The sequence below is a fragment of the Actinopolymorpha sp. NPDC004070 genome (genome assembly GCF_040610475.1).
GTDB lineage: Bacteria > Actinomycetota > Actinomycetes > Propionibacteriales > Actinopolymorphaceae > Actinopolymorpha.
In genome coordinates this window covers 110168-125231 of the sequence record NZ_JBEXMJ010000008.1, presented here as the reverse complement: position 1 = coordinate 125231, position 15064 = coordinate 110168, and the positions used below count along the sequence as shown (strand labels likewise).

General features: G+C 72.4%; 15 protein-coding genes. 4 read left to right on the top strand and 11 right to left on the bottom strand.

Features of this window, described 5'->3' with window-relative positions:
* Positions 1–61: 61 nt before the first annotated feature.
* Both ABZV93_RS16150 and ABZV93_RS16145 read right to left on the bottom strand, forming a co-directional pair.
* Positions 62–583: a DUF4389 domain-containing protein gene (locus tag ABZV93_RS16150; RefSeq protein ID WP_354936007.1), complete on the bottom strand. Its 522-nt coding sequence runs from the start codon at positions 581–583 to the stop codon at positions 62–64.
* Between the two features lie 365 nt (positions 584–948).
* Positions 949–1668 carry a hypothetical protein gene (locus ABZV93_RS16145; protein WP_354936004.1) on the bottom strand — a complete coding sequence of 240 codons (720 nt, stop codon included), beginning with the start codon at positions 1666–1668 and terminating at the stop codon, positions 949–951.
* 214 nt (positions 1669–1882) lie between these two features.
* Here ABZV93_RS16145 and ABZV93_RS16140 point away from each other — a divergent pair, with 214 nt between their 5' ends.
* Both ABZV93_RS16140 and ABZV93_RS16135 read left to right on the top strand, forming a co-directional pair.
* Complete coding sequence (locus tag ABZV93_RS16140) at positions 1883–2107, top strand: hypothetical protein (protein WP_354936001.1); 225 nt, start codon at positions 1883–1885, stop codon at positions 2105–2107.
* A gap of 4 nt (positions 2108–2111) precedes the next feature.
* A complete protein-coding gene (locus ABZV93_RS16135) occupies positions 2112–2885 on the top strand; it encodes a class F sortase (RefSeq protein ID WP_354935998.1) in 774 nt (257 codons plus the stop codon).
* Positions 2886–2987: 102 nt separating this feature from the next.
* Here ABZV93_RS16135 and ABZV93_RS16130 read toward each other — a convergent pair whose 3' ends face one another.
* The 7 genes from ABZV93_RS16130 to ABZV93_RS16100 form a co-directional block, all read right to left on the bottom strand.
* Positions 2988–3281 carry a DUF1876 domain-containing protein gene (locus tag ABZV93_RS16130; RefSeq protein WP_354935995.1) on the bottom strand — a complete coding sequence of 98 codons (294 nt, stop codon included), beginning with the start codon at positions 3279–3281 and terminating at the stop codon, positions 2988–2990.
* A gap of 311 nt (positions 3282–3592) precedes the next feature.
* Complete coding sequence (locus ABZV93_RS16125) at positions 3593–6094, bottom strand: Sua5/YciO/YrdC/YwlC family protein (RefSeq protein WP_354935992.1); 2502 nt, start codon at positions 6092–6094, stop codon at positions 3593–3595.
* A 128-nt stretch (positions 6095–6222) separates the two neighbouring features.
* Complete coding sequence (locus tag ABZV93_RS16120; protein ID WP_354935989.1) at positions 6223–7188, bottom strand: hypothetical protein; 966 nt, start codon at positions 7186–7188, stop codon at positions 6223–6225.
* A gap of 110 nt (positions 7189–7298) precedes the next feature.
* Positions 7299–7808, bottom strand: a complete 510-nt coding sequence (locus tag ABZV93_RS16115; protein WP_354935986.1) for a hemerythrin domain-containing protein — start codon at positions 7806–7808, stop codon at positions 7299–7301.
* A gap of 193 nt (positions 7809–8001) precedes the next feature.
* Positions 8002–8856, bottom strand: a complete 855-nt coding sequence (locus ABZV93_RS16110) for a universal stress protein (RefSeq protein ID WP_354935983.1) — start codon at positions 8854–8856, stop codon at positions 8002–8004.
* A 15-nt stretch (positions 8857–8871) separates the two neighbouring features.
* Positions 8872–9540: a response regulator transcription factor gene (locus ABZV93_RS16105; RefSeq protein WP_354935980.1), complete on the bottom strand. Its 669-nt coding sequence runs from the start codon at positions 9538–9540 to the stop codon at positions 8872–8874.
* Positions 9537–10508, bottom strand: a complete 972-nt coding sequence (locus tag ABZV93_RS16100) for a hypothetical protein (RefSeq protein WP_354935977.1) — start codon at positions 10506–10508, stop codon at positions 9537–9539. The genes ABZV93_RS16105 and ABZV93_RS16100 overlap by 4 nt, the downstream gene beginning before the upstream one ends.
* Positions 10509–10872: 364 nt before the next feature.
* Between ABZV93_RS16100 and ABZV93_RS16095 the strand changes: the two genes are divergently transcribed.
* A complete protein-coding gene (locus ABZV93_RS16095) occupies positions 10873–11337 on the top strand; it encodes a pyridoxamine 5'-phosphate oxidase family protein (RefSeq protein WP_354935974.1) in 465 nt (154 codons plus the stop codon).
* Positions 11338–11368: 31 nt separating this feature from the next.
* On the opposite strand, the gene ABZV93_RS16090 is transcribed toward ABZV93_RS16095, so the two are convergent.
* Positions 11369–12115 carry a hypothetical protein gene (locus ABZV93_RS16090; RefSeq protein ID WP_354935971.1) on the bottom strand — a complete coding sequence of 249 codons (747 nt, stop codon included), beginning with the start codon at positions 12113–12115 and terminating at the stop codon, positions 11369–11371.
* A 543-nt stretch (positions 12116–12658) separates the two neighbouring features.
* Between ABZV93_RS16090 and ABZV93_RS16085 the strand changes: the two genes are divergently transcribed.
* Positions 12659–14425: a GAF domain-containing protein gene (locus ABZV93_RS16085; protein ID WP_354935968.1), complete on the top strand. Its 1767-nt coding sequence runs from the start codon at positions 12659–12661 to the stop codon at positions 14423–14425.
* Here ABZV93_RS16085 and ABZV93_RS16080 read toward each other — a convergent pair.
* Entirely contained in the window at positions 14415–14960 is a 546-nt protein-coding gene (locus tag ABZV93_RS16080; RefSeq protein WP_354935965.1) for a universal stress protein, read from the bottom strand. The genes ABZV93_RS16085 and ABZV93_RS16080 overlap by 11 nt on opposite strands.
* Positions 14961–15064: the final 104 nt, after the last annotated feature.

Below are 15064 nucleotides of genomic sequence, written 5' to 3'. Positions count from 1 at the left end.
GGTCCGGTCTGGACCGGGCGCGGCCGAGGCGTTCGGGTGAGCCGTTCATCGCCCGCACTGCTCAGGCTGGTTGGGCGGGTGGCGGTTCCCCGGTCCAAATCGGCCGGTCCGCCGTACCGGCGGGTCCGCCCGGGTCCTCCCCTCCCTGGTCGAGCCGGAAGGGCGGGTATTCGTCGCGCAGCAACAGGACATACGCGCTGACCCGGTAGCCCCAGCGCTCCATCCCCATCATGAAATCGAAGATCCCGCTCGGGTAGACGCGGCGGAACAGCAGCGAGATCGCCGCGAACAGGACCAGCAGCCCGATCAGTCCGGGGCCGACCCGGCCGTAGCCGTACTCCGCTCCCCCGCCGGGCCACGATCCCCACCCGTGACCGTGCGAGCCGAGCGTCACGGTCCGGCCGCTGAACACCGCGAGGACCAGGTAGTGCGGGATGGCCAGCAACCACCATTTCACCAGCACCAGCCCCCGCGACAGCCGCCGCGGACAGTCGATCGAGAGATCGGCCGGATAGCTGGGATCGGACTCGAACTTGAACGGCGGATATTTGTCGCAACCCAGCACGAGTGCGTAGAACGCCACCCGCCAGCTCCACCGCAGGACACCCTCGGCGAACCCGAAGAGCGCCGGCGGATAACGCCCGGTGAAAAGACGACAATTCCCGCGACGACGGTCAGGACCAACAGTACGAGCCACAGAATCCACAAAACGATGAAATGCGGAATGGCAAGAATCCATTTCACCAGCCACAGCCACCGGGACAGGTCCGGCTGCAACCGGCCCTCGACCCGGACCGGATAGGGCCGATCCGCCTGATGTGCCCGATGTGGCTCATCCGACCGATGTGGATGAGCTGGCTGATCTGGCGGGTTCGGGCCCATCGGGCAACCTCCTGGTCAGCGGACGTAGTCGGCGGATGTGGTCGGCGGATGTGGTCGGCGGACTGCTCAGCGGATGTGGTCCGTGCCGCCGTAGGGGTTGAGCCGGTCAGGCGGAGCGTCGTGCAGGACGGTCAGCCCCACCGCCGCGAGCAGGACGCCGCCGGAGAGCAGGGCCGCAAGCACCGGCCACCGCGGCCACGACGGCGTGTCGACCGACAACCGGACGTCCACACCCGGGTCGCCGTCGGCGTTCATCACCACTAGGTCCCACCCGCCGCGGCGCAGCGGCCAGGTGAGGGTCCGGGCACCGGACCCGACCGACCAGGCGACCCAGATCCCTTCGTGTGTTGGACTCTCCACCCGTCGGCCGGCCGCCACGGGTGCGTACCGCACGCCGACCGGTGACAACCGGAAGTCGGCGTGCGCCACTCCCGTTCCGCTCAGGTAACTCGCCTCGTCCGCCCGCCGGGCGATCCCGACGAACACCGGCCCGCCGTCCACCCGGACGACGCTGATCCGGGACGCGTCGGCCCGCCGGGAGGCGAGCCGGTCGAGGAGACGCGCCGGGCTTTCCAGGTCCTGCTGGGCGGTGACGAGGGCGGTCGACGGGACCGCCAGGCGGGTGCCCACCTGGCCGCTCGGCGAGATCGGGCGGCGGCCGGCCTCGTCCGAGGCCGCCACCACACCGGTCAGTGCCAGTGCGATCCCGGCGATCAGGGCGAGCCCGGCCGGAACCGCACGCCAGGTGCGGTCCCGGTGCCGACAACCCGTCGCCGAGGTCCCCACGAATTCAATCCTCACAACGCCGTCGAAAACGGCCTTAGTGTCCGTGGAAATAACGTACGAACATGGAGCCACGCTATCGACCGGGACACCGGACCCGGAAGCGTTCCTTCTCAATCCGAATTCAGTTTGCCCACGGACCGGCCGAGGGCAGCTTTCTTCAGGTCAGCGAAAGCTGGGACCGGCCTGAACAGGCAACCAAAGGGAGTGACACAAGGTGTCGAAGCAATACCTCGGAAAGGTCGCTGCCGGTCACGGCACGATCAAGGTCGGTCGGCAGCGCCCGATCGACCCCCCGAGCGGTCCGGTCGCCGGTGGTGACGGTGGCGTGACCGGCGCCGACACCAACCTCGCGGCCGGCGGTGCCGTGGCGCTGGCGGCGCCCGCGTTCGGCGGCGTCTTCATGGTTCGCCGGCGGCGGACCGATGGGGCGCAGGTCTGACCCGGTGACGAGCGAGGCCGGCCGCCGGCGCTGGAAACTGCGCCGAGCCGTCGGCTTCGGTCTCGTCACCCTGCTCGCACTCGCCGGAGCGACCATGCTGGTCATGGCGTTCAACACTCCCGCGGAGCGGCCGCCGATGCCCGCGGGCGACGCAGCGCCGGCGTTCCTCACCACCCCTCAGCCCACTCCCGCGGCCACCGGGACACCGGCACCGACCGCAGCGCCGACCACCACCTCGCGGGCGGCGGGCAGGCCGGCGGCGCCGGGCGTCTCACCGACCCAGCCCACCCCCACCGGGCTTCCGCATTCGATCCCGACGAGTCTGTCCATCCCGCGGATCGGCGTGGCCACCCAGCTCCTGCAGCTCGGGCTGAACAAGGACAACACCATCCAGGTGCCGACACCCGAACGCGCCAACCTCGCGGGGTGGTACAAGTTCGGGCCCAGCCCCGGTGAGATCGGCAACACGGTGATCGTCGGGCACGTCGACTCGGTGAAGCTCGGCCGCGCGGTCTTCTTCCGGCTCGGTGAGCTCCGGCCGGGCGACAAGCTCAGCATCGTCCGCAAGGACGGGTTGACGGTGCCCTACCGCGTGGACGGTGTGAAGGCGTACCCGAAGGCGAACTTCCCCACCGACCTCGTGTACGGCGACTCGAGCAAGTCGACCTTGCGCCTGGTCACCTGTGGGGGTCCGTGGTCGAAAGCCACGTCCTACCGGGACAACATCATCGTCTTCGCCACCCAGTCCGGCCCCGCCCGCAAGGGGCCCGCCAAGTAACGAACGGCCGCCACGTTGCCGGGTCGCTGCCCCACTCTACTCGGGCCGCGACCCGGCATGAGGCGGCTCGGGCCGCGACCCGGCATGAGGCGGTACGGCGGCTCAGCGGCGCTCAGCGCCCGCAGCCGCCGTCCGGGCGGCGGTGACGCCCTCGATGTCGTCGGCGGCGGCGTGCAGCAGCCGGTGCGCGAGTTCGGACAGCGCGCGGGCGACCGCCAGCTCGTCGCCGATCTCCGGCACACTCGGATCCGCCGGATTACGGCGGGCCCGGCCGGAGCCGGACAGGTGCGTCCGGTCACCGGAAACCAGGCGGGCCTCCGCACGGGTCTGGCCGTCGTGCTCGTCGATGAAGATGTCGACGCTCCAGCGCTTGGTGACTTGTGCGGTCTCGGTCATCGTGGTCTCCTCCCCCTCCCCGAGGGGAACAGGTGCGGCCCGTGCGCGCGGGCCGCACCTGCCGCATCGGACGCCCCCCGGAGCCGATGCGGGTCCCCCCCATTCCCTCAGCCGGTGCGCTGCACCGGGATCGCGCGCGCCTCCGGCGCTTCTCGCTCACCGGCATCCGGACCTCGGGTGTCCCACCTGCCATGCCGATCGCCTTCTCAGTCGTACCTCAGCCCATCACCACCGGCGTCGCGTCCAGCAGGGTCGACCGGCCCGGGAGTGTGGGTCCTTCGCCCGAACGGTCCCGATGTCCGGTAAGTCGGTCACCCGTCCGCCATCCGCGCCGCCGCGACCGCGGCCTGCCCGTAGCTCACCCCGCCGTCGTGGGTGGGCACCTGCTCGGGGACGAAGACCTCGAAGCCCTCCCGGTCCAGGGCGTCCACGACGCCTTCGAGGAGCAGCCGGTTGGTGAACGCGCTGCCGGCCAGGCACACCGTCCGGACGCCGACCTCCCGGCCGGCGTCCACGCACAGGGCGACGGTCACCGCGACGAGCGTGGCGTGGAACGCGGCGGCGAGCCGCCCGACGGAGACGCCGTCGGCCATGCCGGACAACACCGCGGCCAGGGTCACCGCCGGGTCGTACACCCGCACCTCGCCGGCGGTGACGATCCGCCACGGCAGCTCCTCCTCGCGCCGGCCCCGGGCCGCGGTCTCCAGGACGGTCGCGGCCTCCCCTTCGTACGCGGCGTCCTCACGCAGGCCCAGCAGGCCGGCCACCGCGTCCACCAGCCGGGCGGCACTGGAAGCCGGCGGACTGTTCACCCCGCCGGTGACCATCCGGCGTACGGTCTCCAGCTCGCGCGCGGACAGGCGTTCGGTCCGGGCGCCGATCAGGTCCGGGTCGATCGGGGCGCCGCCGAGTCGTTCGCCCGCGAGGAGGTAGCCCAGGGCGGTACGGATCGGACTGCGGGCGGCCAGCTCACCCCCGGGAAGCGGTGCGCGACCGAACCGGCCGGCCCGGTGGTACCCACGCAGGTCGGCGACCAGGATCTCTCCGCCCCACAACGTGCCGTCGTCCCCCAGGCCCGGGCCGTCGTAGGCGACGCCGAGGAAGGTCCCGGTCACCCCGTGCTCGGCGGCGCAGGCCGCCACGTGCGCGTGGTGGTGCTGTACGGCGATCCGCCGGTCCGCCGGCCAGCGCCTGGCGTACTGGCTGGCGAGGTAGCCCGGGTGCAGGTCGTGCGCCACCGTCGCCGGGGTGCCGCCGACCAGCGGGACGAGCCTGGCCAGCTCGTGCTCGAACGCGTCCAGCTTCGCCGGGCTGGTCAGGTCACCGACCTGTTCGCTCACGTACGCCCGCGAATCCCCTGCCAGCGTGTGGGTGTGGGACAGTTGCGCCCCCACCGCAAGCACAGGTTGACGAGGGGACACGGGCAGCGGCACCGAGCCGGGCACGAGCCCGCGGCCGCGGCGCAGCGCCCCCGGGCGGCCGCGCACTACCCAGTGCACGGAGTCCCTGGTCCGGGTGCGGACCGGCAGGTCGTGCCCGAGGAACCCGTCGGCCAGCCCGGCCAGGCGAGCCGGGGCGTCGGCGTCGTCGACCACCACCGGCTCCTCGGCCGGATGCGCGCCGGCCACCACCAGCGGGCGATCCAGGTCGTGCACGAGCAGCGCCTGCAGCGGGGTGGCGGGCAAGGCGAGCCCCACGTGGTCCGAGCCCGCGCTCACCCCGGCGGCGATCGGCAGCCGGCTGCGCCGCAGGCGGGCCAGCACCACCGGACGGGACGGTGAGACCAGCAGGTTCACCTCGGTGTTTCCCAGGTCGGCGACCGCCCTGGCCACCGACAGGTCCGGAGCCAGCACCGTGAGGGGACGCGTCCACCGGTGCGTACGCGAGCGCAACCGGGCCACCGCCCGGGGAGCCGTCGCGTCACAGACCAGTTGGTAGCCGCCGGGTCCCTTCACCGCGACGACGCCGCCGGCCGCGACCGTCTCCACGGCGGCCGCCAGCGCGCCGGCGTCGGACCAGCGGTCACCGGTGGGGTCACCGGCCCGGAGCCTGCCGCCGCCGGCGTCGCCCCAGCCCCTGCCGTCGCCGCGGTCGGCCTGGGCGGCACGCCAGGAAAGACGCGGGCCGCACTGCGGGCAGCCCGGCGCCAACGCGTGGTGGCGCCGGTCAGCCGGGTCCTCGCGTTCGGCCGTACAGGCGGCGCACAACGCGAACCCGCCCAGGGCGGTGTTCGCCCGGCCGTCAGCTCCCTCACCGAGGGCCGCGAGCATCTCGTCCGGCGAAAGCTCGTCCAGCAGCGACTGCCGCGGGCCGCACAGCCGGCAGGACACGAACGGGTAACGGTAGCGCCGGTTCGCGGGGTCGAACAGCTCGCGCAGGCAGGCCGCGCAGACCCCCCGGTCTGCCAGGCTGCCCGACAGTTGCTTGCCGGACAGGTCGGTGCCGGAGGGACCGGCGGGCCCGGCCGCCATCGGCGGGTCCACGTCGTCGAACAGCACCCGGAAGCCCGTCCCCGGAAGGGGCGTCACTCCCTCCAGCTCCACCACGTCCACCAGGCTCACCCGGGCCGGTCGCGGCGCCTGCGTACAGATCCGGTGGACGAACTCCGCCAGCGCGGCCGGTGGGCCGGCCACCTCGACCACCACCTGGTCGCGGACCGTCCGCGCCGTACCGTCGAGTCCACACTCGCCCGCCGCCAGGCTCAGGTGCCGGCGCAGCCCCACACCCACCACCGAGCCCGCGACCAGCACACGCTGCGCCTGCCGGGCCGGCAGTTCACTTTCGGGGACGGGACGTGTGACTGCCCCGCTCATCGCCGCCCACCATTACGCAAGGCACGGGTGTACAACGCCTGTCCGGCCATGGTCTCCCCCTCGTTCCCCCGTTGCCCCGCAGGTTCACCCGGCAGCTCCGCCGGACAGTTCGCGCCGCCGGACCGTCCTCACATCACCTGGTCGGCGGACCGGCGCGGCGTCGGTACCGCCTCACCCCGTGGATACCCAAGCCGCAGCACCATCTGCGGATGGTCCAGCCCCGGCGCCGCACTGTGCAGGTGACCCCTTTCGGTGAGCTCCTCGATCGGTGCGTTGAGGAAGGACGCCACCACGCCGTGCTGGCCCGCGGTGAGCAGAACCCGCTGCAACGCCATCCCAGCTCGTACCCAGTCCTTGTGGCCGTCACCGGGGGTGGACAGGACCGCGAGGGTCGGCCGGTGCTCGAAGATCGCGACGTCCCGGGGGCCGGCGTGGCGATGGGGGTCGAGGTCGCGGACGGGAGCCCCGGAGTCCGCCGACCGGGGGCCGAGCGCTCCGACCGGGATGCCGTCCGCGCTGTCCCGCGCGCCGATCCAGGGCTCCATCTCATTTTCCAGGGCCTCGTCGGACTCCTGGGCCCGCTCGGCCTCGATCACCAGGTGGCGTACCCGCTCGACCTCACTGGAGGTGAGCACCCGGACGTGGCCGCCCTCCGCCTCCGCGGCCTCCTCCAGCCGGGACACCAGCGAGAACGGCAACCGCCAGTCGCGGTAGGGCCCGCGGTTGGTGTGCCGCTCGGCGATCATGTCGTACCGCGCGAGGTCGTCGGCGGCGATCGGCCGGCGGACGCCGAAGTGGACGACCGCGGCGAGAAACGGCGTCTGCGGCCGCGGGTGTGCCTGCACCCACGCCTCGTGCCCGACGTAACGAACGCCCAGAAGCGCGTTGTACGTCGCCGCTCCGCAGGAGATCACCATGAACCGGCCCGCGGGGTCGGCCATGGTCAGCTGGCGCTCGGGGTCCGCCCAGATCTCCAGCAGGTCGTCGCCGAAGCAGAACCGCCACGGCTGGGTGTTGAGGACCGACGGTGCCTGCACACCGGCGTCCACGACCAACCGCTCCTCGCGGTCGGTCAGCACGTGGCGTCGGGGCATGCTTCGAGCGTCACGGCCACGCCGACCCGGTCCCAGAGTCGTCGGCACCTGCACCCGCAGGCCAAAGACCCCCGAGCCCCCCGGCTCCCCGCGGCCGGCTCGACGGGTACTCATGCCTCCTGGTAGTCCAGCGTGCTCTGCGTGTTGTGCACCACCGCGCGCACCGCGTCCTCGAGCTCCTCGGCGTCGCGGCTGTCGAGGTCGGCCTCCAGCAGCGGCAGCACGATCTCGTCCTCGACGGTGAAGTGCAGGCGGGCGACGGCGTACAGCCCGTACAGTGCCTGCCGTAGCTGGCACCACGCGTCGTCCTCGCCGAGCGGCAGGGCACGCCTCGCCTCGTCCAGGTCGGAGGCCAACCGGTCGATCTCGGCGTGGTGGGCACGAAGGACGTCAATCGGAGTAGCGGTCTCGGCGGCCACGGTCAGGGCGGGGTAGAGGATCTCGTCCTCGACCGAGATGTACGGCACCAGGTCGTTCACGAAGAAGGTCACGTGACCAGTGATCCGGTCCCACACCTCGAGCATCGTGGCGTCGTCCATCCAGGCGGCAGTCGCCTGCAGAGCCTCCACCTCGGTACCAAGCTCCATGTGTCGACTGCGCAGCCACGTCAACTCAGCCATACTTCTCCTCCCAGCAACATCCCGTTAGATCTCTCTCAGGATCTGCTGTGGACAACCCTCCGCGCGCTGGGCGATGGTCCCGGCCGGACCGACGATGGTCCCCGCTGACCTGACGATGGTCCCGGCTCGGGCGCAATCCTCGGCCGGCGATGGCCGGATGTGCTCGTGCCGCGACGCCGGGTGGTCGTGACCATCAGGAAACAGGGTGGACGACCGCCACCGGCACCGACGCCTCCCGCAGGACTCCCTGGCTGACCGAGCCGAGCAGGGTTCCGGCCAGGGCGTGCCGGCCGCGCGCGCCGACTACGAGAAGCCGCGCTCGCTCCGACTCCTCCAGCAGTGCGTCCACCGGACGGCCGTGCACGACTGTCCGTTCCGTCCTGACATCGGGGTACTTCTCCCGCCATCCGGCCAGTGCCTCGGCGACGGCCCTGGCCGGCTCGTCCACGTCCGACTCCGCGTCCGACGCGGAGCACAGCACCGCCCGCAGGGCGACACCGTGCCGGGCGGCGTGTTCGAAGGCGAACGCCAGCACGGTGTCGGAAAGGTCGGTTCCGTCCAGGCCCACCACGACCGGGGCGCCCGGTGGACCGCCCGGGCCGCGCACCACCACGACCGGGCAGTGGGCTCGGGCGGCCACTCCCGCGCTGCACGAACCGAGGACGCCGCGCGCCAGCCAGCCCCGGCCGCGGGTGCCGACGACCACCAGCGCCGCCGACGCGGACTCGGCGAGGAGCACCTGGGCGGCGTTGCCCTCGGCGGTCACCTCGACGACCGGCCGGTCGCCGATCTCCGGTGCGGCCTCGGCCAGGGCGCCGGACACGACCTCCTGGGCCGCCTCGTCCAGCGCGTAGACGTCGTAGTCGCCGGGCGGGTACGCGGCCGGCGCGATCGGCAGCTGGTACGCGTGCACCACCCGAAGGGCCGTGTCGCGGGTCCGGGCCTCGGCCGCGGCCCAGCGCAGGGCCTGGACACCGCCCTCTCGCCCGTCGACGCCCACGGTCACCGTCCGCGCGCCGGTCAGGCCCCCGCCCACCTGCTCCCCCATGGCTCGCTTTTCTGCCTACTGCGGAGGCGGGCCGACCGCGCGTTCCTTCCGGCTGCGCTCCACGGCGAAGACGGCCGCTTCCGTACGGCGGTCCATGCCGAGCTTGCGCAGCATGCCTGACACGTAGTTCTTCACCGTCTTCTCGGCCAGGAACATGGTCTGGGCGATCTGCCGGTTCGTCATGCCGGCGGCGATCAGGTCGAGAATGCGCCGCTCCTGGTCGGTCAGCGCCGCGTAGCGCGGGTCCTCCTGGTCCGGGCCGCGCCGCAGCCGTTCCAGAACCGCGGCGGTCAGTGCCGGGTCGACCATTGACTCCCCGGTCGACAGCCGGCGGACCGCGCCCACCAGGTCGTTGCCGCTGACCTGCTTGAGCAGGTAGCCGGCGGCACCGGCCATGATCGCGTCGAAGAGTGCCTCGTCGTCGGAGAAGGACGTCAGCATCAGGCAGGCCGGTGACGGCTCCATAGAGGACCGGATGTCGCGGCAGACCGTCACCCCGTCGCCGTCGGGCAGCCGGACGTCGAGAACCGCGACGTCGGGACGAAGTGCGGGCACGCGGGCGCGCGCCTGCGCGGCGGTGGAGGCCTCGCCCACCACCTCGATGTCGTTCTCCTCCTCCAGCAGCTGGCGCAGGCCGAGCCGGACCACCTCGTGGTCGTCCAACAGGAAGACCTTGATGGTCATCCGGTTCCTCTCTCCCCTGGTGTGGTCACCAGCGCTGTCCCCCGGTGTTCAGCCAGGTGTCCACCTGGGTGCCCACCTCGTTCGCCCCGATCCCCTCGTACGCTCCGTGGCCGTGGGCCGCCGACCAGCTCGCGCTCGCGCACCGGCACCACCGCGATCGGGGGCCCCAGCCCGCGCAGCAGCCCGGGTCCGAGAACCCCGGCCAGGCTGGCGGCCGGCGGCGGCTCCGCGACCTCACCGGTGGCGCCGGAGACCGCCACGACCGGTCCGCCTACCCCGATCCCGGCGTTCTCATCCCCGGGCCTACCCACCACGAGCAGGTCGGCATCCTGCGCTGCCGCCGACAGCGACTCACAACCTGCCGGTGAGGTCCGGGCGAACGCCGCCATCGGGACTTCACGGACCTCGCTGCCCCTGGCGAGCGCCTCCTGCATGGCGAACCGGCGTACGTCTTCGGCGGACCGCCCACCCTCGGCGGCCACCACGACGTGGCCCGCGACCCCCCGGCGCGGGCCACGTCGATGGCGACGCGGCCGCCGTGTCAACCCACGCTTGCGGGTTGGTACGGCGACCACCGGGCACGGGCCGAAGGCCCCACCCCACTGGCCGAACGAGGCGACGAGCTCCGCCGCCTGCCGGCCATCCCCCCGGACACCAACGACCAGGAACTCCGGATCGGGCACCGCCCCCACCAGGACCTGGGCGACCGACCCCTCCAGCGCCCAGGGAACCGCGCGGACGCCCGGCGCGGCTGCCTCCGCCTGCCGGACACCGTCCCTCGCGGTCCGCCAGGCGCGGTTTCGCGCCGCGCAGTGGAGTTCGTTGTCACCGTGTGGGCCGTCGCCACCGGTCTGGTAGGCGTGGCACACGACGAGCGGGAGCCGGCGCGCCCTCGCGGCCGACGCCGCCCAGCCCACCGCACCATGGGCCGAGGCTCCCTCGCTCGCTCCGACGACAACTGCGCCCATGGGCGCTCCACCAGGTCCGATCATCAGCACCTTCCCGCAAGCCCCACAGCCCCCGGCCGGAGACTCAGGCGCAACCCTTCCGTGCCACACAAACCGCTGGCAGGGCACAAGGTCCCGATCAGGCGGGCACTTCCCCGCTGCCGGTCCGGTCTCGGTACGCCCAGGGAGGACCTTCGCCTCTGCGCGCCGCCGCGGGCGAGACGGCAGCGTGGAGGCACCGAGCGGGCTGTGACCGGTTCCCGCGGGTCGGTGTGCCCGGTGATTCCGGTGCGCCGGGCCTGACGATCGAGACAGATCGTGCCGGACAGCACCGGGCAGCACCGCGCAGCGCCGGACAGCGCCGGATCGTGAGGATGAGGAGCAGATGTTCGACAGCAAGGGCTTGGAGGTACTCCCGCCCACGGAGTGTCTGCGGCTGCTCGGCGAGGCGCCGATCGGCCGGATCGTGTTCACCGAACAGGCTCTGCCGGCGGTCCAGCCGGTCCACTACGCGCTGGACGGAGACTCCGTGGTGATCCGGACCACCGTGGGCTCCAAGCTCGCCGCCGCCGCGCGGAACTCGATCGTGGCCTTCGAGGTGGACCAGATCGACGCGGGCCACCAGGTGGGCTGGAGCGTCACGGTCGTCGGGCACGCGGAGATGGTCACCGAGGCCAGGGAGATCGACCGCCTCTCGGGGCTCTCCCTCCAGTCGTGGTCACCGACCGAGCCGACGCACTTCATCCGCGTCCGGATGGAGATGGTCCGCGGGCGCCGGCTCGTGCCGTCCACCGCGACGCGGGAGCCGACCCAGGTGCCCGCGCAGAAGCCCGCGACCGGGACGGCCTGAACGCATCGAGGCGACCGCGCGGCGCTGCCGGTCAGCGCAACCAGGGATTGCGGCGTACGACCGGGTGGTTCGCCCAGGCCCGCCCGAGCCCCCACACCTCACCGGCCGCGGTGCCGGCGCACACCATCAGCGCCACCACCGCCAGGAACCCGGGAACGACCCAGCCACCGGAGCCGGCCACCCCGAGCACCAGCGCCCCGCCCACCAGAGCGGCGCTCCGCAGGCACACACCGAGCAGCACCGCCACGGCGACCACGGCGAGCGCTGCGAGCACCGTGACCCGGAACCAACCGGACTCTCCTACCCAACCGAGATGATTCGGGGCGACGCGGTCCGGGTATCGGCTGGCGAGGGCGTCCTCCACGAGCATCCAGACACACAGCGCACCGGTCGCCAGACGGAGCACGGCAAGCCAGCGCCCCGCGCCGGCACCCGGCCGGGAGGTGGCAATGGGGACCAGCCGCGAGCCTGCTCGGTGGCCGGATCGCGCCGGGGCGGCGACCCGGTCGGCGTGGTGCTGCGGCCCGCTGTGTCCCCCGCGTCCGCCCGGGCCACCGGGTCCCACCTGGCTTCCCCGTACGTCCTGTCCTGCCTGCCGGAAAGGCCGGGGCGTTCCGCTCTGCCCGGCCCGCCCGCCGCGCGGCCGTCCACCGTGGCCCGGGCGGGTCGGGCCCGGCCGGGTGGCTGTCCCGGCGGTACGCACGGACTCGACGGGGAAGTCCCGGGTGCGTTGCCGGGGAATCGTCGGCTGTGCGGCGTCCCCACCGGAAGCGGACATGGCCCCTCCTTCGGCCCGTGGGCGGTACACGACAGGACAACTTTGGGAAAGTCCGGGTCCGTGGCGCCGGTGCCCAAGGTCACAGGAAACGCGCCGATGGTCCCGCGGAAGGTCCTGTGACCGGCCCTGTGCCGGGTGCTCGGCCCCGTCCTCGGCACGGTCCGGCCGAGCCGCCGAGGGAGCGGATTTCGCGGGTAGCCTTGGGCATAGAACTCCGAAGGAAATCGAGTATTTCATCATCTCCAGACAATTCAGGCCCCAGCCGACAGTGCCGGCGGAGCAAGTTTGCGCTCCCGCCGGTTCTCATACGGCAATTTGTTCCACGGCCGAGTTGACGCCCCGCAACCTGGATATATCCGAACCGACACGATCGCGCAGGGAGTACCGGGACCCCCACGCTTTTTGTCCGGCAGATTGTCCGTCGGGCGGTGCACCGGTCGGTAACGGCTGCGGACAAGACCGTGCACTCGTGCCGTAGTGACCGACGTCGCGAAATGCGAGCGTGGTCTAGCCTGAGATGTGGCTTCACCGGGAGGAGGCTCGATGGACGCGGAGACGACGCCGGGTCCTGAGCGACCCAGGGAAGTCCAGTCCGCACAGGACCTGTTGCTTCCGGACCTCAGCAGGCTTCGCCTGGAAACCCTGCTGCGCGAGCTTGTCGACCGCGCTGACCAGCTGGTCGAGAACGAACGCCGGGTACACCGCCTTCTGGACGCGGTCGTCTCGGTGGCGAGCAACCTCTCCTTGCCTGAGGTTCTGGAACGAATCGTGCGTTCGGCCTGTGATCTGGTGAGCGCACGTTACGGGGCTCTCGGAGTGATCGGCCCCGACCGCACCCTCAGCGAGTTCACCTACACCGGATTCACCGAGGAGCTGCGTCGCAACATCGGCCACCTGCCGACCGGCAAGGGAATCCTCGGACTACTCATCAACGAGCCCCACCCCATCAGGCTGCACGATCTCTCCCGGCACCCGAACTCCTCCGGTTTCCCGCCCAACCATCCGCCGATGAGGTCGTTTCTCGGCGTTCCGGTCATGGTGCGCGGAGAGGCGTTCGGCAATCTTTATCTCACCGAGAAAGTCGGCGGCGGCGACTTCACCGACGAGGACGAGGAAGTCGTCGTCGCGCTGGCCGCGGCCGCGGGTATCGCGATCGAGAACGCCAGCCTGTACGACATGTCCCGGCGGCGCGAGGCCTGGCTCATCGCGTCCACCGAAATCACCGCCCACCTGCTGTCCGGCGCGTCGCTCGGGGAGACCCTGGACCTGATCGTCGAGCGCGCCCGCGCGGTGGCCAGCGCGGAGCTGGCGATGCTCGCGCTGGTCGACGAGGAGGGCGGGGACCTCGTCCTGGAGGCGGTGGCCGGCCCGCAGGCCGACCGGCTGCGCAACGAGCGGGTCTCCACCGTGGGCACCCCGATCGGCGACGTCCTGCTCACCAGCCGGCCCTACGTCTACGACGGCGACGCGGCCTCGCTCGGATGGGACGACGGCGGCGGGCGGGCGGCTCAGCTCAAGGGCGGCTCGATGCTGTTCGTCCCGCTCGCCTCCGGCCCGCACATGCTGGGCGTACTGATCGTCACCCGCCCCGACGGCCAGGCCGGCTTCGACTCCACCGACATGCACATGGTGACGACGTTCGCCGGGCACGCCGCGCTGGCGCTGGAGTTCGCCCGCGCGCAGGAGGACCGCGGCCGGCTGGCGGTGTTCGAGGACCGCGACCGGATCGCCCGCGACCTGCACGACCACGTGATCCAGCGGCTGTTCGCGGTCGGGCTCGGGCTGCAGGGCATCTCCCGCCAGGTGGTGCGCGTCGACCTCGCCGACCGGGTGAGCGGGTACGTCCGCGACCTCGACACCACGATCCAGGAGATCCGCCGGACGATCTTCTCCCTGCAGGAACGCGCCACCGACCGGCGCAGCCTGCGCGGTCAGGTGCTCGAGATCGCCCAGGACGCCGCCTCGTCGCTGGGGTTCGAACCTCGGGTCGCGCTGGAAGGCCCGCTGGACTCCGCGGTGCCGGACAGCCTGCGCCCGGAGGTCCTGGCCACCCTGCGCGAGGCGCTGGCCAACGTCGTACGCCATGCGCACGCCAGCCACGCCGACGTCCTGATCCAGGCGGACGTGGGGCACCGGATGTTCCAGCTGCACGTCACCGACAACGGCGTGGGCATCCCCGACGACCCGCCGCGTCGCAGCGGCCTCACGAACATGGCCGAGCGTGCCCGCCGATGCGGTGGCCACCTCACCGTCGAGCCGGGTGCCCAGGGCGGAACGGTGCTCATCTGGCAGGTGCCGCTCAAGCAGTAGGGTCCGGCCGGCCGCCGGGTGGCGGGATGATCACCACCGGGCAGCCGGCGGCCCGCGCACACCGCTGGGCCACCTCGCCCAGCAGCAGGCCGCGGTGCCGGTCCGCGCCCTCCGCCCCCACCACGAGCAGCTCCGCGTCCTGCGACGCCATGATCAGGACCCGGTCGGGGACGCCCTCCTCGACCTGACCCTCGGCGTCGACGCGGCGGTCCCGCAGCTGGTTCACCTGGTCCCACAGGTCCCCCACGGTGTCGCCCACCGACCGGGCCCGGTAGCGGCGGGACTCCACGGTGAGCACCGAGCCCACCACCGGCTCGAGGACGTGCAGGAGGACCAGCCGGGCGCCCCTGCGGGCACACTCCTCGGCCGCCCACTCCACGGCGGCCTCCGACGAGGCGGAGCCGTCCACACCGACCACCACGAACGGACGGCCGTTGGAGCCGTCGACCAAAGGTGCGGTCTCCACCGCCACGTCCTCCGGCCGGGTCTCGCCGCGAGCCGCCGGAACAGCCGGGACAGCTGTGGTCTCGCTCATGGTCGTCCTCCCCGCGGAGCGATCCCCCGTGCCACCACCTTCCCGCGGGATGCGGCAGGCCACTCAGAGCCCTAGTGCCCCACCGGGACACGTCGATGGTCGCC